This window comes from Massilia sp. LC238 (assembly GCF_000735635.1).
Taxonomy (GTDB): domain Bacteria; phylum Pseudomonadota; class Gammaproteobacteria; order Burkholderiales; family Burkholderiaceae_D; genus Telluria; species Telluria varians.
Genome location: NZ_JNNN01000053.1, coordinates 199888 through 222378, shown reverse-complemented (window position 1 = coordinate 222378; position 22491 = coordinate 199888). Strand labels below are relative to the sequence as shown.

Sequence of the window (22491 nt, the reverse complement as noted above, 5' to 3'; positions counted from 1 at the left end):
TACCATGACACTGAACATACTGCTGCTCGACGATAACCCGGATGACCGCGCCCTGGCGCGCCGCGAGCTCGAACGCAACCTGCCGGGCTGCGTCATCGGCGAGGTTGGCGACCGCGCCGCCTGGGAGCGCGAGCTCCAGTCCGGCCTGCGGGTCGACATCGTGATCACCGATTTCCAGATGCGCTGGGTGACCGGCCTGGACATCCTCAAGCAGGTCAAGGCCTTCGATGCGCAACTGCCGGTCATCATGTTCACCGCCACCGGGACGCAGGAGATCGCGGTCGAGGCGATGAAGCTCGGGCTCGACGACTACGTCATCAAGAGCCCGCGCCACTATGCGCGCCTGCCGGTCGCGGTGCGCACCTGCCTGGACCGCAAGGAAATCCGGGCCCGCGCCATCCGCTCCGAAACCCGGCTCGCGGCCCTGCTGGAAAACATCCAGCTCGGCGTGTTCTGCATGACGCTCGACGGCAGGCTCGAAGAAGCCAACCGCGCCTTCTGGACCATGCTCGGCGGCGACCCCAGCGCGCCGGACTCGCTGCGCCATCCGCTGCTGGACCAGGTCGCAGGCCGCTTGCCGCAACTGCAGGCGGTCTCCGACGCCGCCGAACTGCAGGCCGAACTGGGCGCCAGCGACGAGGCCGGGCGCTTCTACGTCGTCAAGCTGGTGCGGGTGCGGGTCAACGGCCACGACGCCATCGACGGCATCGTCGAAGACGCCACCTCGCTGCGCCGCGCCGGCGCCGAGATCCACCGCCTCAACGCCGAGCTGGAACAGCGCATCGTCGAGCGCACCCGCCAGCTGCAGGAAGCCAACGAGGCCCTGGAGACCTTCGGCTTCTCGGTCTCGCACGACCTGCGCGAGCCGCTGCGCACCATCCAGGGCTACGCGGCGGCGCTGCGCCAGGACTTGTCGGCCCGGGACTTCGGCAACTTCGAGCAGTACGTCGACCGGATCAACGCGATTGCCCGCCGCATCGACCTGATGGTGTCCGACCTGCTCGAGTTCGCGCGCCTGTCGCGCGCCGAGATCAGCACCGACCTCCTGCCGCTGCGCGACGTGGTGAACGATGCGGGCGCAAGCCTGCAGGGCGAGCCGGCCTACCAGGCGGCCGACATCCAAGTCGACATCCCCGAGGACCTGGTGGTGCGCGCGCACCGCGCGGTGCTGGTGCAGGCCCTGGCCAACCTGCTCGCCAACGCCGTCAAGTTCGTGCGGCCCGACACCCATGCCGCGGTGCAGGTCGTGGCGCGCGCCCATGGACGCACGGTGCGCATCGAGGTGCAGGACAACGGCATCGGCATGGCCGACGAGGCAAGGGCGCGCGTGTTCAACGTGTTCGAGCGCCTGCACGGCGAAGAGGAATACCCGGGCACCGGCATCGGCCTGGCGATCGTCAAGAAAGGCGTCGAGCGCATGAACGGCAGCGTCGGCGTCGAGGCCGCGCCGGGCATCGGATCGAATTTCTGGATCGAGTTGCCCAATGCCTGAGCAAGTTTTCAGCCAGGGACCGTTGCGGGTCCTGCTCATCGACGACAATCCCGACGACCGCGCCCTGGTCGAGCGCGAGCTGCGGCTGCGCATCGAACAGGTCGAGGTGCGCCACATCAGCGACGCCGCGACGCTGGCCGAGGCGCTCGCCGCCGGCGGCTTCGAGGTGGCGGTCACCGACTACCGGCTGCGCTGGACGGTCGGCACCGAGGTCCTGCGCGAGATCAAGGCGCGTTATCCGGAGGTGCCGGTCATCATGTTCACCGGCAGCGGCAACGAGGAAGTCGCCGTCGATGCCATGAAAGAGGGCCTGGACGACTACATCACCAAGACGCCCAAGCACTATCCGCGCGTGCCGTTCGCCGTGCTGGCCTGCTTCGAGCGGGTGAGCAACCGCGCCAGGCTGCAGGCCTCGACGGCGCGCGAATCGCTGGCCAAGGCGCGCCTCGAGGTCGCGCTGCAGTCCGCGGGCATGGCGACCTGGCAGGCCGACCTGGCCAGCGGACAGCTGTCCTGCTCGGACGACGCGGGCCCGATGTTCGGCCACCCGCCCGGCTTCGTGCATGCCGACCCGGCGCAGGCGCTGGCCCAGGTGCATCCCGAGGACGTCGCCCGGCTGCACGCCCTCTGGGACAGTGTCCTGGACGGGACCAGCCGCGTCGCCGCCGAGTTCCGCGTGCTCGGCGCGGACGGCGAGCTGCGCTGGCTCGCCGGCAGCGCCAAGCTGCTGCAGCATGACGGCAGCCGGGCGCGCCTGGTCATCGGCACGCTGCGCGACGTGACGGCCGAGGTGATGGCGAAGGAGGCGCAGCGCAAGCAGCGCGAAGAGCTGCAGACCATCATCGACGTGCTGCCGGTCGGCATCGCGATCAGCCGCGACGCCGCGGCGCAGAACATCAGCATCACGCCGTACTTTTCCGCGCTGCTCGGCGTCGGCCACGGCAACGGATACGAGCGCATCGACACGGACGAGCGCCCCTACCGCTACCTGCGCGCCGGGCAAGCCCTCGAGCCGGCCGACTGGCCGATGCGGGTGGCGGCGCGGCTCGGCAAACCGGTGCGCGGCGAGGAGCTCGACGTGCAGTTCCACGACGGACGTGCGCTTACCATGCTGGTCAATGCGGCGCCGCTGTTCGACGCGCAGGGACGCGTGCGCGGGGCGGTCGCGGCGGTCATGGACGTCACCGGACTGAAGGACGTCCAGCGCGAACTGGAGAAGGCGAACCGCCAGAAAAGCGAGTTCCTGTCGGTGCTGGCGCACGAGCTGCGCAATCCGATGGCCGCGATCGGCTACTCGGTCGAGATGCTGCGTCATGCGAGCTCGCCCGCCGCGATCGGCAAGGCCCGCGAGGTCATCACCCGCCAGACCCGCCACATGAGCCGCCTGCTCGACGACCTGCTCGACCTGAGCCGCATCACCCTGAACCGCATCGTGCTCGATACCCGTCCGGTCGACCTGCGGCGAACGATCGAGCAGGCCTGCGAAAGCACGCGGGCGCTGATCGAATCGCTCGGCCACGACATCCGCTTCGACCTGCCGGCCTCGCCCATCATGGTGTTGGGCGACGAGGTCCGGCTGACCCAGGTGATCAGCAATATCCTGAACAACGCTGCCAAGTTCACGCCCGCGAACGGCGTCATCACGGTCCATGCCGCCAGCGAAGCGGGGCGGGCCGTCGTCGCCGTCACCGACAACGGCGCCGGGATCGCCGGGGACCAGCTGGACACCGTGTTCGACATGTTCTCCCAGGGCCAGTCGAAGGTCAGCGGCGGAACCGAGGGCCTGGGTATCGGCCTGGCGGTGGTGCGCAAGCTGGTCGACCTGCATGGCGGCACGGTGCAGGCCTCCAGCGAAGGCAGCGGGCGCGGCACGACGGTGCGCATCGAACTGCCGTGCATCGCTCCGGATATCGTGGAAGAGCAGCCCCCAGCCGGCGCCGGCATGGCGGCCAACACGCACCTGCGGCTGCTGGTTGCCGACGACAACGTCGACGCCGCCGACCTGCTGGGCGAGGTGCTGCGCCTGGAGGGATACACGGTCCAGGTGGCCTATGACGGCAGGCAGGCCATGCAGATGGCCGAGCAATGGCGGCCGGACGCGCTGGTGCTCGATATCGGCATGCCGCACGCGAACGGCATCGAGGTGGCGCGCTGGGTGCGGGCGCAGGACTGGGGCGGGAAGGTGGCGCTGGTCGCCGTGACGGGCTGGGGCCAGCAGCAGGACCGCAGCGCCACGCTGGAGGCCGGCTTCGACGACCACCTGGTCAAGCCGGTCAGCCCGCAGGATGTCGTGGCGGCCGTCGGCAGGCGCCTGGCCCGCTGAAGGTCGGCGGCCGCCGGGCAAGGCTTACGCCAGCCGCAGCTCGACCTCGACCACGGTTCCCTGTCCATCGGGCCTGCGCCCGATCCGGATGCTGCCGCCGTGCTGGTCGACGATTTCCTTGACGATGGCCAGCCCCAGTCCAAAGCCGTCCGGCGCCGCACCGGGACGGCGGTAATACGGCGTGAAAAGACGGGCTGCGTCGGCCTCCGGAATCGGCGCGCCGTCGTTCGAGACCGCCAGCAGCGCGTGGTCGCCGCGCCGGGCCAGGGTCACCTGGATGTCGCCATGGGGCGTGCCGTGCACCGAGGCGTTGTCGATCAGGTTTTGCAGCATGCGGCGCAGCTGGGTCGGCTCGCCCCGGACCGGGCAGTCCTGCAGCGCTTCCAGGCCGATGGTCTGGCCCTTGCGGTCGAGCAGCGGCTCGACGGTGCCGATCACCTCGCAGCAGATCTCGCGCAGCGACAAGCGCTGCATGGGAGCGCTGTCGCCGCCGGAGCTGATGCGTCCCAGGGTCAGCAGCTGTTCGGCCAGTCGGCTGGTGCGGCGCGCGCCGGCCAGCGCCGAGTCCAGCGAGCTCGCGCGCTGTTGCTCGTCGCCGGCGCGCAGGGCATTCTCCAGGTGCAGCTGCACCGCCGCGACTGGCGTGCGGATCTCGTGCGCGGCCGCGTTCAGGAAGCGCTGCTCGCGTTCCATCGCGGCGCGGGTACGGTTCATCAGATTGTTCAGCTCGGTGACGATGGGCAACAGCTCCACCGGCGTCACCTGCAGCGCGACCGGTTCGAGCGACTCCGGCTCGCGCGCGGCGATCAGGGCCGCCAGTTCCGACAGCGGCCGCATGCTTCGCGAGATCAGGAAATTCACCATTGCAAGCAGGAACAGCCCGCCCAGGGCCAGCGGGGCCAGGATCGACATGCCGATGCCTTCGGCGAGTTCTTCGCGTACCTCTTCCTTTTCTGCCGTCATGATCCATACCTCGCCCGAGCGCAGCACGAATACTTCCCACAGCACGTTTCCAATCCTTTGCTCCGAAAAGCCCGGCCGCAGGGGCGCCAGGGCGGCGTCGGGCGCCGATGCCGATTTCAGCAGGAGCGCGCCGTCGCGCCAGGCCTGGAAGGCGATCTTGGTTTCATAACGGTGGCCGAAGACTTCCGGCAGGTCGCTGGTGCTGGTTTCCAGCTCCTTGGGCAGCGCGATCACGATGGGGTGGCTGACCGTGGCGGATGCGAGCTGGTTCGCCACCAGCGCTTCCAGCACGCGCGCCGAGGTGGCCAGGCGCGCGCTGAACAGCTCGACCGATTCGTGGCGCGCCACGCTGTGCGCGCCGATGCCGATGCCGGTGAAGATCAGCAGCACGCAGGCCAGCGTGCCGAGCACCAGCCGGCGCCGGCCGGAATAGGTGCGCGGGCTCATGCGGCGAGGTCGCCGATGCGGTAGCCCACGCCGCGCACCGTCTTGATCACGCCCGGTTCCAGCTTGCGGCGCAGGTGATGCACGTGGACGTCGATGGTGTTGCTTTCGCTGCCTTCGCCCCAGCCGTACAGCGACTCCTCGAGCTGGGCGCGGTTGAACACGCGTTGCGGGCTTTCCGCCAGCTGCTTGAGCAGCATGAATTCCAGCCGCTGCAGTTCGACCGGCTGGCCTTGCCAGACGACGCTCAGGCTGTCGAGGTTGAGCGTCAGCGGCCCCAGCACCAGCTGGTTCACCTGGCGCCCATTGCGCCGCCGCACCAGCACGCGCAGGCGCGCCAGCAGCTCGTCGAGCTCGAAGGGCTTGATCAGGTAGTCGTCGGCGCCCAGGTCGAGCCCGGCGATACGGTCGCGGGTGGCGTCGCGGGCCGACAGGATCAGGACCGGGATCGGGTTGCCGCCGGCGCGCAGCGCCTTCAGTACCGCGATCCCGTCCATGCCCGGCAGGCCGAGATCGAGCACCATCAGGTCGAAATCGTTGTGGGCCAGGGCCAGCAGGGCGGACTCGCCATCACGTACATGCTCGACCGTGTATTGGGCGCGGTGCAGGGCCGTTTGCAGGCCATTGCTCAGCAGTTCATCGTCTTCGACCAGCAGGAGCCTCAATCCCGTCCTCCGTTTCCAGTTTATTTGTTGCGCTTGGCGGCGATCTGGTCCAGCAACTGGGCGATCTCGCCGCGCCGTCCCTCGTCGGCCAGCCTGCGGCCCGGGCGCGGCGCAGCCTGCAAGGCCTTGCGCAGGGCGCGCTCGGCGCCATCGAAGTCGCCCTTGCGGAACAGGTAATCCCCGTAAAAATAGTTCGGGTCGATCCCGTCAGGGTTGATCGCCAGGCCGCGCTTGAGGTTCTCGAGCGCCTTCTTGTCGTCGCCGAAACCGATCGGCCAGCCCGGTACCTGATAGTACAACGAGCCGAGGCTGGTATAGGCCGAACCGGACAGCGCGTTCGGATCGATCGACAGCGCCTGTTCCAGGTTTTTCTTCGCGTTCTTCACGTGCGAGAGCGCGCCCAGCCCGCCCTTGGCGCCGGCATAGGTCGACTCGATGATCGCATACCAGATCAGCACGTCGGCGCTGGATGGGTTCTGGGCGGCGCTCTGGCGCGCCTGCTCGGTCAAGCGCTCGAACAGCTTTTCCTGCTGGGCCGGAGGGGTCTGGTACTTGGCCTGTTCCCAGGCGCCCTGCAGGCGGGCGACTTCGTCGGGGACGGCAGCGCCGGCCGACAGCGCGGCGGCGGACAACAGGGCGATGAGGAATTTGACGAGCTTGTTCATGGTGTCGTTCTCCAATGCTATCTGGGCAGGTGCTTGCGGATCACCGCCAGCTGTTTGCGGATCGCGCCGTCGGGCAGGCCCGGCAGCAGTTTATTGACCAGGACGAAGAAGCTTTCCTGGCGTCCCAGCGTGCGTTGCCACGCGCTGCCGCGCAGGAAGGCCAGGAAGGCGGCGGCCACCGCCTCCGGCGCGTCCTCGGCGGTGCCGAGCTCGCGGTTCATGGCGTCCACCGCGGCGCTGTTGATCGGTGTGCGGGTGGCGCGCGGCGCGAAGTGGCGCACAGTGACCGTGCTGTCCGACAGCTCGCGCCGCAGCGCCTGCGAAAAGCCGGCCAGTCCGGCCTTGCTGGCGCCATAGGCGGCGAAGCCCGGAAAACCGAGCATGCCGAATACCGAGCCGATGTTGACGATCTGCGCCGCCGGCGACTCTTTCAGCAGCGGGATCAGGCGGCGCGACAGCAGCATCGGCGCCAGCAGGTTGGTGTCGAGCATGGCGCGGATCCGTTGTGGGTCCTGGGTGTCGAAGGCGTGGAAGTCGCTGACGCCGGCATTGTTGACCAGCAGGTCGACGCCGCCGATGGCGCGCCCGGCCGCCTCGACGGCGGCCAGTGTGGCATCTTCCAGCAGGTCGCCGCACACGATCTCGACCCGGGTGCCGAGTTGGGCGGCCAGCGCATCCAGCGGCGCGCAGCGGCGCCCCACCAGCACCAGCGCGTCGGCATGCGGCGCCAACGCGCGCGCGATGGCCGCGCCGATGCCGCCGCCGGCGCCGGTGATCACCGCGCGGTAGCGCGCAGCCATCAGGCCGGTTCTCCGAACAGCGCCTCGCCACGCGGGAGGCTGCGGAACACGTTGCCGTACAGGCCGTACATCATGCGTGCCATGTGCGTCACGGCCTCGCGGTCGCGCTGCTCGTCCAGGCGGTTCACCAGGCGTTCGAAGAAGGCCACGTGCTCCAGATCCAGGCTGCCGTGCGAGCTGAGGTAGCTGAAGGCTTGCGGCGGCAGCGCCAGGGCGCCGCGGATGGTGTCTGCGGCATGGGTGGCGAGCGCCGTGCTGGTGCCTTCCAGCACGTGCACCATGCCGAAGAAGGACACCGGGTTGTGGCGGTCGACCTGGTGGTAGGCGTAGGCCACCATCAGTTCGGTGCTGGCATGGGGACGCGAGGTGCGCGCCGCGTCGGAATCGCCGCCGCAGGCCGCGATGTCGTTCAGGATCCATTCCTGGTGGCCGATCTCTTCCTCGATGTATTCGGCGATGGCCTGGCGCAGCCATTCGTGCCGATCGCCGAGGCGGCTGCCGCAGGCCATCATCAGCGGCACCGTGTGCTTGACGTGGTGGTAGGCCTGGGTCAGGAAGGCGATGTACTGGGACGTGGTCACCGTGCCGCGTAGTGCGTCCTGGATGATGGGGATGGAAAACAGCTGTTGCCGTTCCTGCTCGGTCTCTGCCTTGAGCTGGTCGAAGAAAGTCACGATGGATGCTCCGTATGGTCGAAAAGGGATGCGATGCGCCCTGCGTATTCGCGCGCGATCGCGGCGCGGCGCGGGCGTCCGTTGGCGGTCGCCAGGCCGTTGGCGGGGGTAAAGGGCGCCGCCGTCGCCCAGCGCCGCACCTGGGCATAGTCCGGCAGCTCGCGGTTGGCCAGGTCGACCGCCTGCTGCAGCTGTTCCGGGTTGACGTCGGCGGAGGCGGGCACCAGCAGGGCGCCGAGCCAGGCTTGGCCGTCTCCCACCACCAGCGCCTGCGCTACCAGGCCCGTGCCCAGCAGCGCCGACTCGGGCCACTCGGGGGAGACGTTGCGGCCGTAGCCGGTGATCAGGATGTCCTTCTTGCGGCCGTCGATATACAGGTAGCCGTCGCCGTCGAGGTGGCCCAGGTCGCCGGTGGCGAGCCAGTCGCCGGCGCCGCGCGCCTGTCCCAGGTAATGAGGCGGTGCGCAGCGTACTTCGATCTCGCCGTCGGCCGCGAGGCGCACGGCGCGGTGCGCCAGGGGCCGGCCGACGCTGCCGTCGCGCACGGCGCCCGGCAGGTTCAGAGCCACCACCGAGCTGCATTCGGACAGGCCGTAGCCCTCGAACACCGGGATGCCGAGCGCGCGCGCGGCGGCAAGGATGCGCACCGGCGTCCGGGCGCCGCCCACCGCGACGAAGCGAAGGCTGGCCAGGCGCGGATCGTGCGGCGCGGCAGCCGCCACCAGCGCGGCCAGCATCTGCGGCAGCAGGATGATGCTGTGGGCCTGGTGGCGCGCGATCGCGTCCAAGCAGCGCCCGGCATCGAAGCCGCTGGCGCCGCTCAGTCCGACCTCGGCCAGGGGCGGGCAGATCGTGGTCGCGCCGCTCAGCAGGGCGGTGTAGGGACCGGCGATATTCTCCAGCAGCACCGCGAAGGGCAGCAGGCACAGGTGGCGTTCGATGCCCAGCTCGCCCAGTCCCTGGAACAGCGCCTGCGCCACTTCCCACTGCTGGAAGCTGCCGAGGCAGACGCCTTTCGGGGCGGCGGTGGTGCCGGAAGTGAAGGTGATCTTCTGTACCCCGTCCAGCTCCGCGATCGGAGCAGGGGCAGGGCCGGGCCGCTGGCACAAGGCCAGCGGCCCGCTGCCATCGACCAGTTCGGTGAAACCGAGCGCCGCGCCCTGGCCCGGGTCGGCGCAGAACAGGCCCTGCGCGCCGCTGGCGGCGATGACATGCTGCCATTGGGCGGGCGTGAAGAACAGCGGCAGCGGCACCAGCGTCAGGCCGGCCTGTTGGGTGGCAAGGTCGACCGCCAGCCACTCAGGGCTGTTGTCGGCCAGGATCGCCACCGGCGCATGCGGAGCGGCACGCGCCGCCAGCATGGCTTCCAGCCGGTCGATGCGTTGCGCCAGGGCGTCGCGGCCGATGCCGTGGACGCCGTCGCTGAACACGGCGCGCCCGGACGGGAAGAGATCAGGAAAGCTGGTCATGGCCATAGGAGATGTCGCCAAACATGACGTGTGGATGGGTGTCGTAATAGCTGCCCCAATGGCGCCCGCCATCCGGCAGGCGTGCGGGATCGGCAGGGGCCAGCACGTGGGGCTGCAGGCGTAGGCGGCTGAAGGAATTCAGCAGGCTGGGCGTGGCGGTGAATGCGACCCAGCGCAGGCCCAGGCCGTGCAGCAGGTGGGTGGTGCGTACGATCAGGGCGCGCGCGGCGCCGGCATGGGCCGCCGCCAGGTTGCCGACTTCGACAATGCTGGCGCGCTCCACCGCCTGCCCGGTGCGGGCGGAGATTTCCCGCTCCAGGGGGGCATCCAGGTATTGCTCGAGGAAGGTCGGGCCGGATGCGGCTAGGGTATAGCCGAGCGCGGCGATCCACTGGCCGTCCTCGGCGCGGCAGCCGATCAGGGTGTCGCTGAAATGATGCAGCTGGGCGCCGTAGGTCGCCAGGAAGGTCGCGGCGATGAAGGCCTCCAGTCCGGGGCGCCGGACGTCGCCGTGGCCTACCGTCTCGATCTGGTAGGCCGGGCGGCGCGGCGCGCGCGTCGCGTCGGCGGGCAGGGTGGGCGCGATGGCCAGGTCCGCGAAGGGGGGCATGGGACTTCTTCCATTCTGTTGCGTTGGAAGCAGCCTATGCAGCAAAGATTAATTGCAGATTAACCGGGCGCGATTTCCGTTCGCACCGCTCTGCGCCATCCTCGTTTCAACCAGAGCAACATGACTGCGATGATCACGAAGCGGAACGCGATCCCGACCAGGCCGGCCTCCGGTCCGTAGGCACCGCCGCTGAGCCAGGCCGGACCGGCGTCGTGCACCTGCTGCAGGCCGCCCGCGGCGATGCCGCTCACGGGGAAGCCCAGCAAGGGGCCCTGGACGAAGTTCCAGGCGACATGCAGGCCGATCGCCAGCCACAGGCTGCCGGAGAGAAGGAAGGCCATGCCATAGATCACACCGCCGAGCGTATTGCCGAGCACCGACAGCGGGCTGGCGCCCGGATTACTCAGGTGGATGCAGCCGAACGCGATGGCCGAGACCAGGATGGCCAGCGTACGGCGTCCCTTCAGCACCAATACCAGGCCGGACAGGAGCAGGCCACGCATCAGGATCTCTTCTTTCAGGCTGGCGGCCGACTTGCCGAGGAACCAGCTGCCGAGTTCTCCCCATGACTGCTGGCGTGGCGAGGTGGTGACCGCGCCCACCGCCGCTTCGATCAAGAAAATACCCAGCATGGCCAGGCTGGCGATCGCAATACCCGCCATGAGGTCGCATCCGGCACGGACGTTCCACGCCAGGCTGAGCCCGCGCAATACCGGCGTCCCCTGGGCACGCCAGTGACGGATCGCCAGCGCGCCGAACCCGAGCGCGGCCGCCAGCATCAAGACTTCCACCACCATGCGCAAGTTCATCATGTGCGCCGCACTCAAATGGCCATGTCGCGCAAGACCTTCGACGCGTCCCGGTTCGCCCCCAGCACCGTGCCGTCGCGCATGTGGATCTGCAGCTGCGACTGCTCGTCGGCCCGCATCGAGTCCACGAAATCGAGGTTGACCAGGGCCGAGCGGTGGATGCGCACGAAGCGCGCCGGGTCGAGCTGGACCTCGAGCTCGGAGATGCCGATGCGGACCAGGAAGGTCTGGCCGCGCGCCGCGATTACCGTGTACTTGGAATCGGCCTTCATGTACTCGATCTCGCCGGTCGCGAGCGGGAAGATGCGGCCGCGGTCGCGCACCAGGATGCGTTCCAGCCGCGCCGGGGCCGCGCTCCCGCCTGCCGCCTGCGCCAGGGCGCTGTCGAGGGTGTCGCGGGCATGGGCCGGCCCGTCGAGCAGGCGCGCCACCGCCGCCGCGAAGCGCGCCTGCGTGAAGGGCTTGAGCAGGTAGTCCACCGCATGCAGCTCGAAGGCCGTCACCGCGTACTGGTCGTAGGCGGTGGTGAACACGATCTGCGGCAGGTAGTCGAGGCGGCGCAGCACTTCCAGGCCGGTCATCTCGGGCATCTGGATGTCCATGAACACGACCTCGGGGCGCAGGCGCGTGATCCGGTCCAGCGCCTCGGCGCCGTTGGCCGCCTCGCCCACCAGGCGCAGGGCGGGATGGGCGTAGATGGCGTCGCGCAGCACGTCGCGCGCCAGCGGTTCGTCTTCGGCGAAAAAGGCGGTTTTTGTGCTCATGCGTAGCTCTCTTCCCGGACTGCCGGGATCGTCACCGACACGCTGAACCCGGCTCCCGGCGCGCTCTTCACCCGCATGGCGGCGCGGCTGCCATAGTCCAGCTGCAGGCGCCGCTCGATGGTGCGCAGGCCCAGGCCGGAGGAAGCGGCAATGGCGGCCGGATCGGCGCCGGGACCGGTATCGCGCACCGTCATGGTCAACGCACCGCTTGCCGGATCGCGCCGCGTGCGGATCTGCAGGATGCCCGGCCGGCTGTGCGGATTGAAAGCGTGCTTGATGCTGTTCTCGACCAGCGGCTGCAAGGACAGGGCCGGCAGCGGATGGTCGCCCGCGTCCTCGTCGAGGTCCCATTCGACCTGCAGGCGCTCGCCCAGGCGCAGCTGTTCCAGCTCCAGGTAGTCGCGCACGAAATCGAGTTCCGCATCGAGGGTCACGCGGTCGCTGCCGCTGCGCTCGGTGTCGAGCACATAGCGCAGCATGTCCGAGAACTGGAACAGCGCGGTCTCGGCGGCCGCCGGGTTGCGCTGGGTGAGCGCGATGATCGAGTGCAGGGTGTTGAACAGGAAGTGCGGATTGAGCTTGTTGCGCAGCGCGCTCAGTTCCGATGCGATCACCAGGTTCTGCGCATCCTTCACCACCAGCGCCTGCCGGTGCGCGGCTTCGCTGGCGCGGATCAGGTGGAAGACACCGGCGCCGAGCAGGTAGGTCATGACGTGGTAGAGCAGCGGCCAGACGTACCAGCTGATCGGCTTGGCGGTGTGGAAGCTCAGCCAGAAGGGCGTCTGCGACACCACGGAGAACACGAAGGCGGTCGGGATATGGATGGCGATGATGCTGCCGAGGCGGTAGGCGCGGCGCTCGAAGAAGCCGGTCAGGGGCCAGGCCAGCGCCAGCAGGAGGGCGGAAGGAATCAGGCTGACGAAGGTCAGCAGCCAGCGGCCCGCATCGAAACGGCCCTCCACCACCCAGTCCAGCTGATCGGCGATGGAAATGAAAACCCCGTAGGTCGTCCACGCGGCGATGTAGAGCCGCCACATGAGGGCGGGCCGGATCAGTGTGGGAGCGGTCGTGTTCATGCCCCGAGTATCGCCCCCGATGGGCCGCAGCAGGCCTGTCATGTCACGAACTGCAGGATTCATGTTCCGAAATGAGGAAATGCGGCGTGGGGCGCCCGGCCCGCTTACGGGCAGGGCAGGGTGATGGTCAGGCGCGTGCGGCCGTGGCCCGTGTCCATGCTCACGCTGCCGCCCTGCACCTCGGCCATCAGGCGGATCGAGTAGGTGCCCAGGCCGTTGCCGCCGGTCTTGCTTGATGGCGCATATTTCTCGAAGAAGCGTTCGCGCGCCGCCTGCGGCACCTCGCCGGCGTTGTCGACCATGACGTGCAGGTTGCCGTAGCCGGGCGCGATATGGACGCTCACACGGCCGCCCGGCGGCGAGGCCTCGATCGCGTTCTTCAGCACGTTGTTGAACAGCGAATAGCACAGCAGCGGTTCGCCCAGGCACATCACCTCATCCGGCTTGTCGTAGACGACCGTGACGTCGCCACTGTCGAAGGTGAACCGGGCCTGCCGGCAGACCCGTTCCAGCATCTCGCCCAGGTCGAACATCTGCAGCACCGGCTGGTAGCTGCCCTGTTCCATCTTGTAGACGTCGAGGGTGCGGTTGATCATCTCGAGCGCGTTCTCGGCCGCGGTCTCGATCATGAGCGCCTGCTCGCGCTGAGCTTGCGTGAGCGGGCTGGCGAGCAGGGCCTGGCTGCCGTGCAGCGCCACGGCGATCGGGCTTTTCAGGTCGTGACGGGTGATGCGCTCGACGTCCTCGCGCAGGCGCGCATTCTCGATCAGGAGTTCGTTCTGGCGCTTGATGTCCTGCATGGCGGTGGCCAGCAGCAGGTGCGCCGACAGGCGCGCTTTCAAGATGGTCGGGTCGGCCGGCTTGGACACGTAGTCCACCGCGCCCAGGCGCAGGCCGGCCACCACGTCCTCGGTACCGTCGCGCGCCGACAGGAAGATGATCGGGATGTGCGCCGTCTTCGGGTTGGCCTTGAGCTGGCGGCAGGTTTCGAAGCCGTCCATGGCCGGCATCATGATGTCGAGCAGGATCAGGTCGATGTGGAAGGCGTCCGCGATCTCGAGCGCCTTCCTGCCGCTGATCGCGACCTTGATCGCATAGTCGTCCTTCAGCACCCCGGCCAGCACCTCGATGTTGGTCGGGATGTCGTCCACGATCAGCACCGTCGATTTCTTCACCCGCTCGCCGATCGGCGCATCCAGGCCAATGACGTTCGATTCGGGCAGCACGGCGGCCGCCGGCGGCACCGGGGCAGGCGCTGCCGCAGGCTTCGGCATGGGCGCAGGCGCGGACATGCCCTGGCGCGCGAACGGGCCCGGCGCCGTTTCCAGCTGCACGCCCAGCATGCTCATGAACTTGCAGGCGAAGCTGTGCACCGTGAACGGCTTGATCATGTAGGCGTTCACGCCGGCCTGCAGCGCGGTGCGCACCGATTGCGGATTGGCCTCGGCGGTGAGCATCATGAACGGCGTGTTCGCGTAGCGGTGATCGGTCCGCATCCACTTGAGCAGGTCGATCCCGCTCATCACCGGCATGCCCCAGTCGCCGACGACGATGTCGATCTGCTGCTTGCGCATCAGGTCCTGCGCGGTCTTGCCGTTATCCGCCTGGAACACGTTCAGGAAACCGAGTTCCGCCAGCACCTGGCGCACGTGGGTGCGGATCAGGAGGTAGTCATCGACGATGAGGATGGCGGCGGACTTGTCCATGATGTTTCTCTTACTAAAGTAGATGAAGTTTAACAACTTCTTGGCACCCCGCATACGGGCGAAGAATGAAAATGTTGTATGCATGACAGCAGGATTATGCCTGGATATGCCGTATTTTTGCGTCTATATGCGTGTTTTTGCATGTTCGTGTAGAATCATGCGGATTCATCAGGAGAGAACATGCAGCTTGCAGAAGAACGGCGGCAATCGATCATCGAGGCCGTCGAGCGGGAAGGGCGGGTGCTGGCGGCCGAGCTGGCCCAGCGCCTGGACACCTCGGAAGACACCATCCGGCGCGACCTGCGCGAGCTCGACGCCGCCGGCCTGCTGCGCCGCGTGCACGGCGGCGCGATGCGGCGCACGCGCGAGGCCAGCTTCGGCGAGCGCGTCGAACGCGACCCGGCCAGAAAGAGCACGTTGGCGCAGGCGCTGTGCACGCTCGTCCGCCCCGGCGACACGGTGCTGATCGACGCCGGTTCCACCAACCTCGCGCTGGCGCGCCTGCTGGAAGACGGCCAGGCCGCGACCATCGTCACCAACAGCCCGCAACTGGCGCTGGCGCTGGGCGACTTCCGCCGGACCCGCATCGTGCTGCTGGGCGGGACCTATCACGCCGGCAGCGGTGCGGTGCTCGGCGCCTGGACCCTGGCCGAGCTGCAGCAGCTGCGCGCCGACCTGTGCATCGTCGGCGTCTGCGCGCTCGACCCGGAACGCGGGCTGGCGGCTTCCGATGCCGAGGAAGCCACCATCAAGGCCGCCATGGTGACCGGCAGCACCCGCAGGGCCGCGGCCATCCTCAACGAACGCCTGGGCGACAGCGCGCCCTTCGCCTTTGCCCGCTTGGCCGAACTCGACCACCTGGTACTCGAAGCCGACGCGCCGCCCGACACCATCGCCCGCCTGCGCCAGGCGCATCCGGGACTCGACCTCCAGCTTGCCCCGAAAGCCCGCACATGAACCAGAACCCTTCCTCGCTGTCCGCGGCGCGCTGGTCGATCTCGACCGTCTTCCTGCTCAACGGCGCAGGCATCGGCCTGTGGGCCGCGCACGTGCCGGTGGTGCAGGCACGCCTCGGCATCGACCTGGCCACGCTGTCCATGGTCCTGCTCACCATCGCGGCAGGCGCGCTGCTGGCAATGCCCCTGATGGGCGGCTTCACCGCACGCTGGGGTACGCGCCGCATGACCCTGCTGTCGGGCTTCGCCTTTGCCGCGCTGCTGGCCGTGCTCATGGGCGTGAGCGACCTGCGCCTGCTGTTCGTGGCCGCGTTCGCGTTCGGCGTCAGCAACGGCGCATTGGACGTGGCGATGAACGCCAACGCCAGCGAGGTCGAGGCCGCGCGCGGCATCCCGACCCTGTCATCCATCCATGGCTTCTACAGCCTCGGCGGCCTGATTGGCGCAGCGCTGGGCGGCCTGGTCATCGGCCAGGGCTGGGGCGACGGCAAGGGAGCGATGGCGATGGGCATCGCGACCGCGGTCGCATTGGCGCTGGTGGCGCCGCGCGTGATGGCCTTCGCCCCGACGCATGAAGCCGGAAGCCACTTCCAGCTGCCGCGCGGCGCGGCGCTCAGCCTGGGCCTGCTGGCATTGCTGTGCTTCGCGGTGGAGGGCGCGCTGGTCGACTGGAGCGCACTCCTGATGCAGGAGCGCACCAAGGCGGTACCGGCGCAGGCGGCGCTGGGATTCTCGGCCTTCTCGATCGCGATGGCGGCCTGCCGCTTTGCGGGCGACCGCATGATCCTGCGCTTCGGCGCGATGCGCGTAATGGTGCTGGGCGGGCTGGCCATGTTCGCGGGCCTGGCCACGGCGGTGCTGAGCACCCACTTCCTGCTGTCGGCCGCCGGCTTCGCCCTGATCGGCATCGGCGCGGCCAACGTGGTGCCGCTACTGTTCGGCGCGGCCTCGCGCATCCCGGGCATGAGCGCCGGCGCCGGCGTGGCGGCAGTGGCGACGCTGGGCTATGGCGGGCTGCTGCTGGCGCCGCCGGTGCTGGGCTATATCGCCTCGCACGCGAGTATCATGGTGGCGCTGGGCATGTTGTCGCTGTCGGGACTGGTCATTGCCATGAGTGCGGGGATCATCAAGGTAAAATCCACGCCTACAACCTAGGAGCATGCAATGAAACGAACTGACCTGGCAAAGCGGGATGCCGAAAAACTGAAGAACCAGATGGGGTCGCAGAACGCGGCCTTCGGCGGCGCCGCCAGGAATGCCGTGCCCGACCGGCGCGAACAGCGCGAGCGCGACCGCGCCCTCGGACTGGTGCCCTTCGCGGTCAAGCTCAACGGCGACCTGGTAGGGCAGCTGCAGGCGCTGAGCAAGGAGCGCGGCGTCGAGCTGAACGAGCTGGTCGCCGAGCTGCTGCAAAAAGGCTTGTCCGCATAGCGATCCGCCATCGAGGGAAAGGAAACAGGCATGGCCAGGCTTGTCTTTGGAATGAACCAGTCCCTCGACGGCTACGTCGACCACATGGCCTTCGGGCCCAGTCCCAGGCTATTTCGCCACTTCGTCGAAGAAGCGCAGGCGCAGACGGGCAGCATCTACGGACGCAAGATCTACGAGATCATGCGTTACTGGGACGAGGATCGTCCGGAATGGGGGCCGGATGAGCACGCCTTCGCGCAGGCCTGGCGCCGGCAGCCGAAGTGGGTGGCGTCGCGCACCCTGCGCTCGGTGGGGCCGAATGCCACGCTGCTGGGCGGTGACCTGGGCGACGCGATCCGCCAGCTGAAGGCCGGGCACGAGGGCGAGATCGAAGTGGCCGGCCCCGACCTGGCGCGCAGCCTCACCGCGCTTGGCCTGATCGACGAGTACCGGATCTACCTCCACCCGGTCGTGCTCGGCGGCGGTACGCCGTATTTCGCCGGCCCCCGGCCGCCGCTGCGCCTGCTGGCGCACGAGCGGATCGACGAGGACGTGCTCAGGCTGCGCTACGTACCTGCCTGAGCGCTCAGGCGTATTCGCGCAGCACCGTGTAGACGCCGTCCTTCGACGCCACCAGCGCATAGCCGCGCACCTCCCACATCACCGGCGGACCTTCCGCAGGCACGCTGGCGCCGCCGGCGCGGCGCGCCATCGTCACGTGCGGGCGGTAGCGGCGCGCCTCCGGCTGCAGGCCCAGGGCCAGCAGCGCGTCCGACAGGCGTGCGTGCAGGGCCGCGAGGCCGGGCGGCGTGAGGCTTGGTTCGAGCACGGCGATCCCGTTATGCCACAGCGCGGCGTGCGTGAGATCGAGGCGGAAGGGTTCGAACGGAACGGCAAAACCGTCCAGCAGTTCTGACAGGCGTTCGCTCGGCAGGGCGCCGAGGAAGTGCAGGGTGACGTGCAGCTTGTCGGCATGGACCGGCGCGGCGCCCGCCGGCCAGGTCCAGGCGTCGCGCCACTCGGCCAGGAGATGGCGCACGCCCGGCTCGGGCCACAGGGCCAGGAACAGACGGGTGGTGGGTGTTTTCGTCTGTCCGTCCATGCCGGCTCCTTAGAAGCAGTGTTCCGGCGCCGGGAAGCTGCCGTCCTTGACCGCGGCCACATAGCTGCTCACGGCCGCGTCGATGCTGGTCTGGCCTTCCATGAAGTTGCGCACGAAGCGCGCCTTGCGGCCCGGGAAGACGCCCAGCAGGTCGTGCATCACCAGCACCTGGCCGGAGCAGTCCGGGCCGGCGCCGATGCCGATGGTCGGAATCGCCAGCAGTTCGGTGACTTCCTTGCCCAGTGCCGCGGGAATCGCTTCCAGCACCACCAGCGAGGCGCCCGCCGCCTGCAGCGCCAGGCCGTCGGCCTTGAGCTGCTCGGCCGCGGCATCGGTCTTGCCCTGCACCTTGAAGCCCCCAAAAGCGTGCACGAACTGCGGCGTCAGGCCGATGTGGGCGCACACCGGGATGCCGCGCTCGACCAGGAAGCGCACCGTCTCGGCCAGCCAGGCGCCGCCTTCGATCTTGACCATCTGGGCGCCGGCGCGCATCAGCGTCACCGCGTTGTTGTAGGCCTCGACCGGGGTGGTGTAGCTGCCGAAGGGCATGTCGGCCAGCACCAGGGCCAGCTTGTTGCCGCGCGCGACAGAAGCGGTGTGGTAGGCGACATCGGCCACCGTCACCGGCAGGGTCGAATCGTAGCCGGCGCAGACCATGCCCAGCGAATCGCCGATCAGGAGCACGTCCACGCCGCAGCGGTCCATCAGCGAGGCGAAGCTGGCGTCGTAGGCGGTCAGCATCGCGATCTTGTCGCCCGCCGCGCGCATGGCTAGCAGCGAAGGTGCGGTGACGGCCTTGCGGACGGGTTTCGGGGCATCGTTGGCAGCCGGATCCTGGCCTTGCAGGTAAGCGCTCATGGAAATCCTTGTAAAACGGTCGTTCGGAAACGCGTAGTGTAATGCCCCGGACGCAAACGCGCAGGGCCATGATTGTTTTCACGTGCCGGCTGGCGTCGTATTGACGTTCCTGTATGTTGTTCACGTGTGCGTACGAGGGCGCCCGAGCGGCGTGAAGCCAGATGGACTTTGCCACCCTGAGTACCGCCATCCGCGCGGGCATGCACCACAACCAGTGCGTGCTGTGCGGGACGGCGCTGAACACCTATCTCGACGAGCTGCCCTGCCCGCACTGGTTCCTGGTGCCGGGATGGCGCGGTTTTCGCAACCGGACGCTGGCGCGGGTGTTCGAGCTGTTCGACCTTGTCCAGCTGGTCGATTACCTGAAGATCGCCGCCGGCGCCCGGCAGGCGGGCGAGCCCGGCATTCCCTGGCGCCGCGGCGAGCGCGATGGCGTCATCGGCATCGCGATCGCTTGGGGGCGCCGCGGCTGGGAATTCAGCTACGACCAGCGCGACATCGGTCCCGACGGCCGGGTGCGGCGCTTCGTGCTGGCGATCCGCTACGACGAGGTGCTGGTCGACCAGGCGCAGATCGCCGTGGGCGATGGCCGGGTCGTGGTCACACCCCTGGTTCAGCGCCGGCGCCCGGTGGCGCCGGCCTGAGTCCCCTTTAGAACTTGTACGACACGCCCAGCGCGAAGGTACGGCCCGAGTGGGCGTACAGCAGCGTATCGTTACGCTGCGAATCGCGGCCGTAGCGCAGCGGTTCGTCGGTCAGGTTCGAGCCTTCCAGGCTGACGCGCAGGTTCGGCGTCAGGTTGTACGACATCGAGAAGTCCAGGTTGGTCGCGCCATCGACGAAGGTGTAGTCGTGGCCGTTCACGTCGCCCAGCACGTTGAACAGGTAGGACGAGCGGTGCGCCGCCGAGACGCGCGCGCTGAACTTCGGATCCTCGTAGTACAGGGTCAGGTTGCCGGCCTTCGGCGACATGCCCACCAGATTGGCGTCCATCGTCAGCGCCGGCAGGGTCGGGGTGGCGGTGCGCGTGATGTAGGTGATGGTCGACTTCACGCGGGTATAGTTGGCCAGCAGGCCGAAGTTGCTCCACATCCCGGGCAGGAAGTTGAACGGCGCCTGCAGGTTGAACTCGAAGCCGTTCAGCGGGCCGCCCGGCGTATTCGCCGCGCGGCTTACCGTCACCACCGACGCCGGCAGGGTCGGACAGGCCGGGGTGCCGCCGCTCAAGGAGCAGCCGCTGCCGCCGCCGGTGAGCAAGGAATCCGGCAGTCCCAGCGTGTTGTAGGGCACGCGTTCGCTGATGCGCTGGATGTAGGTGTCGATGTCCTTGCGGAAGAAGCCGACCGAGACCATGGCGTTCTTGTCGTAGTACCACTCCGCCTGCAGGTCGTAGGTCTTGGCCCGGATCGGATCGAGCCCAGGGCTGCCGATGCTGACGGTCTGGGCCTGGGTGTTCACCGTCGCGGACGGCGCCAGGTCGACGTATTCTGGCCGCGACAGGGTCTTGCCGGCCGAGAAGCGCAGGAACACGTCGTGCGGCAGCTGTGCGGTCAGGTTCAGGGCCGGCAGGTAGTCGCGGTATTTCTTGTCGATGCTGACTTCGGTAAGGGTGCCGCCGCCGTTCACCAGGGCGGCGGCGGTGGCGCGGGTCTCGGCGGCGCGCACGCCGGCATTGCCGCGCAGCGTCACCGGGCCGACGTCGACGTTGAAATCGGCCGACAGGTAGAGCGCATCGATCTTCTCGACCACGCGGCGGTTGGCCTGGGTCAGGAGCTGGTATTCCGAGCCCGGCACGGCGGCGCAGTGGCACTCGATGTCCCACACCTTGCGGAACTTGTCGAGGTCGACCGCCACCCACTGGCTCGGGTAGCCCGAGCCTTCCAGGCCGCGGCCGAAATTGCTGATCATGCGGGTCACGCTGGCCATCTGGAAGCCGGCCGGATTGGGCAGGCCGTTCGGCGCGCCGGAGCCGAATTCGAGGTTGGTCCAGGTGTTCTCGCGCATCGAGAGCCCCGAGCGCAGGGTCAGGTTCTGGCTGACTTCCCAGCTGGCGTTGAACGCATTGGTCTTGAGGCGGTTGCCGGTCTCCAGCTTGCGGCCGACGAACTGGCCGTGCACGGTGCCGTCCGCATCGACCGGGCCCCAGCTGAAGTTGTTCGGATTGGCCACATCGATGCCGAAGTTCAGGATCGGGACGTTGCGGTTCTGGCGGAAGTCGAACACGAAGCCGTTGGCGTTCGGCGAATCGATCTGCACGGTCGCGCGCATCGGCGAATCGAGATCCGAGCGCGATACGCCGCTCATGAAGTCGAGCTTGATGGTGTCGGTGAGCTTGTGGCTGCCCGAGAACACGTGCTGGCGGAATTTGGTGTTGTTCACGTCCAGCAGGCCTTCCGAGCGGATGTCCACGCCGTTGAACTTGCCGTACTCCCAGCTGCCGTTGCCGTTGAACGAGGTCTCGAGGATCGAGGTCTGCGGCTTGCCGTTGGCGGCGGCCAGGCTGCGCCCGAAGGAGATCGCCGAGATGTAGTTGTCGTAGCGGTCGTTCTTGAAGTCGCCGCCCAGCAGGTCGAGATTGAGCTCGGTGCCGGCGCGCGGGCGCCACTGGAAGGCGGCGGTCAGGCCGGCGCGCTCGTAGTCGGCCACCGAACGGCGGTAGCGCGGGATGCGCGGGTGGAAGGCGCCCGAGCCCGGCGCCGGGTTGGCGACCGTGCCGCCGTAGTTGTCGGTGCGGCCGAACACGTCGTTGTAGGCGGCGCTGGTCGAGGTGCGCGGCAGGTTGAAGCCGCAGTTGGCGGCAGTGATGCCCTTTGCGGGGGTGTTGGCCGGGTTCTGCGGACTCGCGCCCAGCGGCGAGCAGAAGCCCCCGTCCGAGTTCGCGGTCAGCAGCTCCACCGCCTCGTAGCCTTCCTCGGTGGCGTGGCGCTTCGAATAGGCGCCCGAGACCAGGAAGCCGAGCTTGCCGATGCCGGTGTCCCAGCGGTTCGAGTACAGCGCGGTGGCGCGCGGGGCGGGGCGGTGCGCCAGCGTGTTGTAGGTCTGCTGGCCGGCCACGGTGATGGTTTCGCCCTTGAAGTCGAAGGGACGGGCGCCGCGCAGGTCGACGGTGGCGCCGAGCGAGCCTTCCTCGATCGACGCTTCCGAGGTCTTGCGCACTTCCAGGCTGTTGAACAGCTCGGAAGCGAACACCGAGAAGTCGAAGGCGCGCGAGCGGTTGGTGCTGCCGTTGATGTCCGAGGCGCCGGTGGCCGAGATGGCTTCGATGCCGTTGATGCGCACGCGCGTGAAGCCGGCGTTCAGGCCGCGCACGCTGATCTGCTTGCCCTCGCCGCCGTCGCCGCGCGCCAGCGAGACGCCCGGCACGCGCTGCAGCGATTCGGCCAGGTTCGCGTCGGGGAACTTGGCGACGTCCTCGGCCTTGATGACGTCGACGATGCCGTCGGCGTTCTTCTTGTCGTTCAGCGCGCTGTTCAGGCTGGCGCGAAAGCCGGTCACGACCACGGTGTTCTCGGCCGGCGGCGCTTCCTGTTCCTGTGCCTGGGCCTGGCCGAAGAGGGCGGCCACGGCAAGCGCGGTGGCGGTCAACGGGAATGAAGGGGCGCGCCGGCCTGGGCGGCGCTCGAGATGGCTCATGTTGTCTCCGGTGTTATCGTTATCTGCCTGCAGTGAGCTCACGCGGCGTCACTGTGTGTATTTATTCTCGGG

Annotated in this window: 21 protein-coding genes; 7 read left to right on the top strand and 14 right to left on the bottom strand. The window is 68.4% G+C overall.

Features of this window, described 5'->3' with window-relative positions; genetic code table 11:
* Positions 1–4 precede the first annotated feature (4 nt).
* A complete protein-coding gene (locus tag FG94_RS15325; RefSeq protein ID WP_036213289.1) occupies positions 5–1492 on the top strand; it encodes an ATP-binding protein in 1488 nt (495 codons plus the stop codon).
* Positions 1485–3815: a response regulator gene (locus FG94_RS26090; protein WP_081926014.1), complete on the top strand. Its 2331-nt coding sequence runs from the start codon at positions 1485–1487 to the stop codon at positions 3813–3815. Before FG94_RS15325 ends, FG94_RS26090 begins: the two co-directional genes overlap by 8 nt.
* A 24-nt stretch (positions 3816–3839) precedes the next feature.
* Here the strand turns inward: FG94_RS26090 and FG94_RS15315 are convergent, their stop codons facing one another.
* The 11 genes from FG94_RS15315 to FG94_RS15265 form a co-directional block, all read right to left on the bottom strand.
* Positions 3840–5225 carry an ATP-binding protein gene (locus FG94_RS15315; protein WP_036213288.1) on the bottom strand — a complete coding sequence of 462 codons (1386 nt, stop codon included), beginning with the start codon at positions 5223–5225 and terminating at the stop codon, positions 3840–3842.
* Positions 5222–5887, bottom strand: a complete 666-nt coding sequence (locus FG94_RS15310; RefSeq protein WP_036213285.1) for a response regulator transcription factor — start codon at positions 5885–5887, stop codon at positions 5222–5224. The genes FG94_RS15315 and FG94_RS15310 overlap by 4 nt, the downstream gene beginning before the upstream one ends.
* A gap of 20 nt (positions 5888–5907) precedes the next feature.
* Positions 5908–6552 (bottom strand): hypothetical protein, encoded by a 645-nt coding sequence (locus FG94_RS15305; RefSeq protein WP_036213559.1) that lies wholly within the window; start codon positions 6550–6552, stop codon positions 5908–5910.
* Between the two features lie 17 nt (positions 6553–6569).
* Complete coding sequence (locus FG94_RS15300; protein ID WP_036213283.1) at positions 6570–7352, bottom strand: SDR family oxidoreductase; 783 nt, start codon at positions 7350–7352, stop codon at positions 6570–6572.
* The gene (locus tag FG94_RS15295) at positions 7352–8026 is read right to left on the bottom strand and encodes a TenA family transcriptional regulator (protein WP_036213281.1); all 675 of its coding nucleotides are present in this window, start codon (positions 8024–8026) and stop codon (positions 7352–7354) included. The genes FG94_RS15300 and FG94_RS15295 overlap by 1 nt, the downstream gene beginning before the upstream one ends.
* Complete coding sequence (locus FG94_RS15290) at positions 8023–9495, bottom strand: AMP-binding protein (RefSeq protein WP_036213279.1); 1473 nt, start codon at positions 9493–9495, stop codon at positions 8023–8025. The genes FG94_RS15295 and FG94_RS15290 overlap by 4 nt, the downstream gene beginning before the upstream one ends.
* The gene (locus tag FG94_RS15285; RefSeq protein ID WP_081926013.1) at positions 9479–10105 is read right to left on the bottom strand and encodes a thermostable hemolysin; all 627 of its coding nucleotides are present in this window, start codon (positions 10103–10105) and stop codon (positions 9479–9481) included. The genes FG94_RS15290 and FG94_RS15285 overlap by 17 nt, the downstream gene beginning before the upstream one ends.
* Before the next feature lie 59 nt (positions 10106–10164).
* A complete protein-coding gene (locus tag FG94_RS26085) occupies positions 10165–10917 on the bottom strand; it encodes a CPBP family intramembrane glutamic endopeptidase (protein WP_051996760.1) in 753 nt (250 codons plus the stop codon).
* A gap of 11 nt (positions 10918–10928) precedes the next feature.
* The gene (locus tag FG94_RS15275; RefSeq protein WP_036213277.1) at positions 10929–11678 is read right to left on the bottom strand and encodes a LytTR family DNA-binding domain-containing protein; all 750 of its coding nucleotides are present in this window, start codon (positions 11676–11678) and stop codon (positions 10929–10931) included.
* Positions 11675–12754: a sensor histidine kinase gene (locus FG94_RS15270; protein WP_051996758.1), complete on the bottom strand. Its 1080-nt coding sequence runs from the start codon at positions 12752–12754 to the stop codon at positions 11675–11677. Before FG94_RS15270 ends, FG94_RS15275 begins: the two co-directional genes overlap by 4 nt.
* A gap of 104 nt (positions 12755–12858) precedes the next feature.
* Positions 12859–14460: a response regulator gene (locus FG94_RS15265; RefSeq protein WP_051996756.1), complete on the bottom strand. Its 1602-nt coding sequence runs from the start codon at positions 14458–14460 to the stop codon at positions 12859–12861.
* Between the two features lie 180 nt (positions 14461–14640).
* On the opposite strand from FG94_RS15265, the gene FG94_RS15260 reads away from it, so the two are divergent.
* The 4 genes from FG94_RS15260 to FG94_RS15245 are packed head-to-tail and all read left to right on the top strand — an operon-like array spanning position 14641 to position 17408.
* A complete protein-coding gene (locus FG94_RS15260) occupies positions 14641–15417 on the top strand; it encodes a DeoR/GlpR family DNA-binding transcription regulator (protein ID WP_036213273.1) in 777 nt (258 codons plus the stop codon).
* Positions 15414–16571: an MFS transporter gene (locus tag FG94_RS15255; protein ID WP_036213271.1), complete on the top strand. Its 1158-nt coding sequence runs from the start codon at positions 15414–15416 to the stop codon at positions 16569–16571. Before FG94_RS15260 ends, FG94_RS15255 begins: the two co-directional genes overlap by 4 nt.
* Before the next feature lie 9 nt (positions 16572–16580).
* Positions 16581–16847, top strand: a complete 267-nt coding sequence (locus FG94_RS15250; protein WP_036213265.1) for a hypothetical protein — start codon at positions 16581–16583, stop codon at positions 16845–16847.
* Between the two features lie 30 nt (positions 16848–16877).
* Positions 16878–17408: a dihydrofolate reductase family protein gene (locus FG94_RS15245; protein ID WP_036213262.1), complete on the top strand. Its 531-nt coding sequence runs from the start codon at positions 16878–16880 to the stop codon at positions 17406–17408.
* Between the two features lie 4 nt (positions 17409–17412).
* Here FG94_RS15245 and thpR read toward each other — a convergent pair whose 3' ends face one another.
* Positions 17413–17928, bottom strand: coding sequence for an RNA 2',3'-cyclic phosphodiesterase (gene thpR, locus FG94_RS15240; protein WP_036213259.1), 516 nt, complete (start codon positions 17926–17928; stop codon positions 17413–17415).
* Between the two features lie 9 nt (positions 17929–17937).
* A complete protein-coding gene (panB, locus tag FG94_RS15235; protein WP_027866600.1) occupies positions 17938–18786 on the bottom strand; it encodes a 3-methyl-2-oxobutanoate hydroxymethyltransferase in 849 nt (282 codons plus the stop codon).
* A gap of 161 nt (positions 18787–18947) precedes the next feature.
* Between panB and FG94_RS15230 the strand changes: the two genes are divergently transcribed.
* Positions 18948–19430 carry a hypothetical protein gene (locus tag FG94_RS15230; RefSeq protein ID WP_036213256.1) on the top strand — a complete coding sequence of 161 codons (483 nt, stop codon included), beginning with the start codon at positions 18948–18950 and terminating at the stop codon, positions 19428–19430.
* A gap of 7 nt (positions 19431–19437) precedes the next feature.
* Here FG94_RS15230 and FG94_RS15225 read toward each other — a convergent pair whose 3' ends face one another.
* A complete protein-coding gene (locus tag FG94_RS15225; RefSeq protein ID WP_036213253.1) occupies positions 19438–22419 on the bottom strand; it encodes a TonB-dependent receptor in 2982 nt (993 codons plus the stop codon).
* Between the last annotated feature and the right edge of the window lie 72 nt (positions 22420–22491).

Excerpts from the sequence above, each read along its gene's own strand:
- FG94_RS15325 (WP_036213289.1), top strand. The coding sequence starts at position 5 with ATGACACTGAACATACTGCTGCTCGACGATAACCCGGATGACCGCGCC.
- FG94_RS26090 (WP_081926014.1), top strand. The coding sequence starts at position 1,485 with ATGCCTGAGCAAGTTTTCAGCCAGGGACCGTTGCGGGTCCTGCTCATC.
- FG94_RS15315 (WP_036213288.1), bottom strand. The coding sequence starts at position 5,225 with ATGAGCCCGCGCACCTATTCCGGCCGGCGCCGGCTGGTGCTCGGCACG.
- FG94_RS15305 (WP_036213559.1), bottom strand. The coding sequence starts at position 6,552 with ATGAACAAGCTCGTCAAATTCCTCATCGCCCTGTTGTCCGCCGCCGCG.
- FG94_RS15300 (WP_036213283.1), bottom strand. The coding sequence starts at position 7,352 with ATGGCTGCGCGCTACCGCGCGGTGATCACCGGCGCCGGCGGCGGCATC.
- FG94_RS15290 (WP_036213279.1), bottom strand. The coding sequence starts at position 9,495 with ATGACCAGCTTTCCTGATCTCTTCCCGTCCGGGCGCGCCGTGTTCAGC.
- FG94_RS15285 (WP_081926013.1), bottom strand. The coding sequence starts at position 10,105 with ATGCCCCCCTTCGCGGACCTGGCCATCGCGCCCACCCTGCCCGCCGAC.
- FG94_RS26085 (WP_051996760.1), bottom strand. The coding sequence starts at position 10,917 with ATGATGAACTTGCGCATGGTGGTGGAAGTCTTGATGCTGGCGGCCGCG.
- FG94_RS15275 (WP_036213277.1), bottom strand. The coding sequence starts at position 11,678 with ATGAGCACAAAAACCGCCTTTTTCGCCGAAGACGAACCGCTGGCGCGC.
- FG94_RS15270 (WP_051996758.1), bottom strand. The coding sequence starts at position 12,754 with ATGAACACGACCGCTCCCACACTGATCCGGCCCGCCCTCATGTGGCGG.
- FG94_RS15265 (WP_051996756.1), bottom strand. The coding sequence starts at position 14,460 with ATGGACAAGTCCGCCGCCATCCTCATCGTCGATGACTACCTCCTGATC.
- FG94_RS15260 (WP_036213273.1), top strand. The coding sequence starts at position 14,641 with ATGCAGCTTGCAGAAGAACGGCGGCAATCGATCATCGAGGCCGTCGAG.
- FG94_RS15255 (WP_036213271.1), top strand. The coding sequence starts at position 15,414 with ATGAACCAGAACCCTTCCTCGCTGTCCGCGGCGCGCTGGTCGATCTCG.
- FG94_RS15250 (WP_036213265.1), top strand. The coding sequence starts at position 16,581 with ATGAAACGAACTGACCTGGCAAAGCGGGATGCCGAAAAACTGAAGAAC.
- FG94_RS15245 (WP_036213262.1), top strand. The coding sequence starts at position 16,878 with ATGGCCAGGCTTGTCTTTGGAATGAACCAGTCCCTCGACGGCTACGTC.
- thpR (WP_036213259.1), bottom strand. The coding sequence starts at position 17,928 with ATGGACGGACAGACGAAAACACCCACCACCCGTCTGTTCCTGGCCCTG.
- panB (WP_027866600.1), bottom strand. The coding sequence starts at position 18,786 with ATGAGCGCTTACCTGCAAGGCCAGGATCCGGCTGCCAACGATGCCCCG.
- FG94_RS15230 (WP_036213256.1), top strand. The coding sequence starts at position 18,948 with ATGGACTTTGCCACCCTGAGTACCGCCATCCGCGCGGGCATGCACCAC.
- FG94_RS15225 (WP_036213253.1), bottom strand. The coding sequence starts at position 22,419 with ATGAGCCATCTCGAGCGCCGCCCAGGCCGGCGCGCCCCTTCATTCCCG.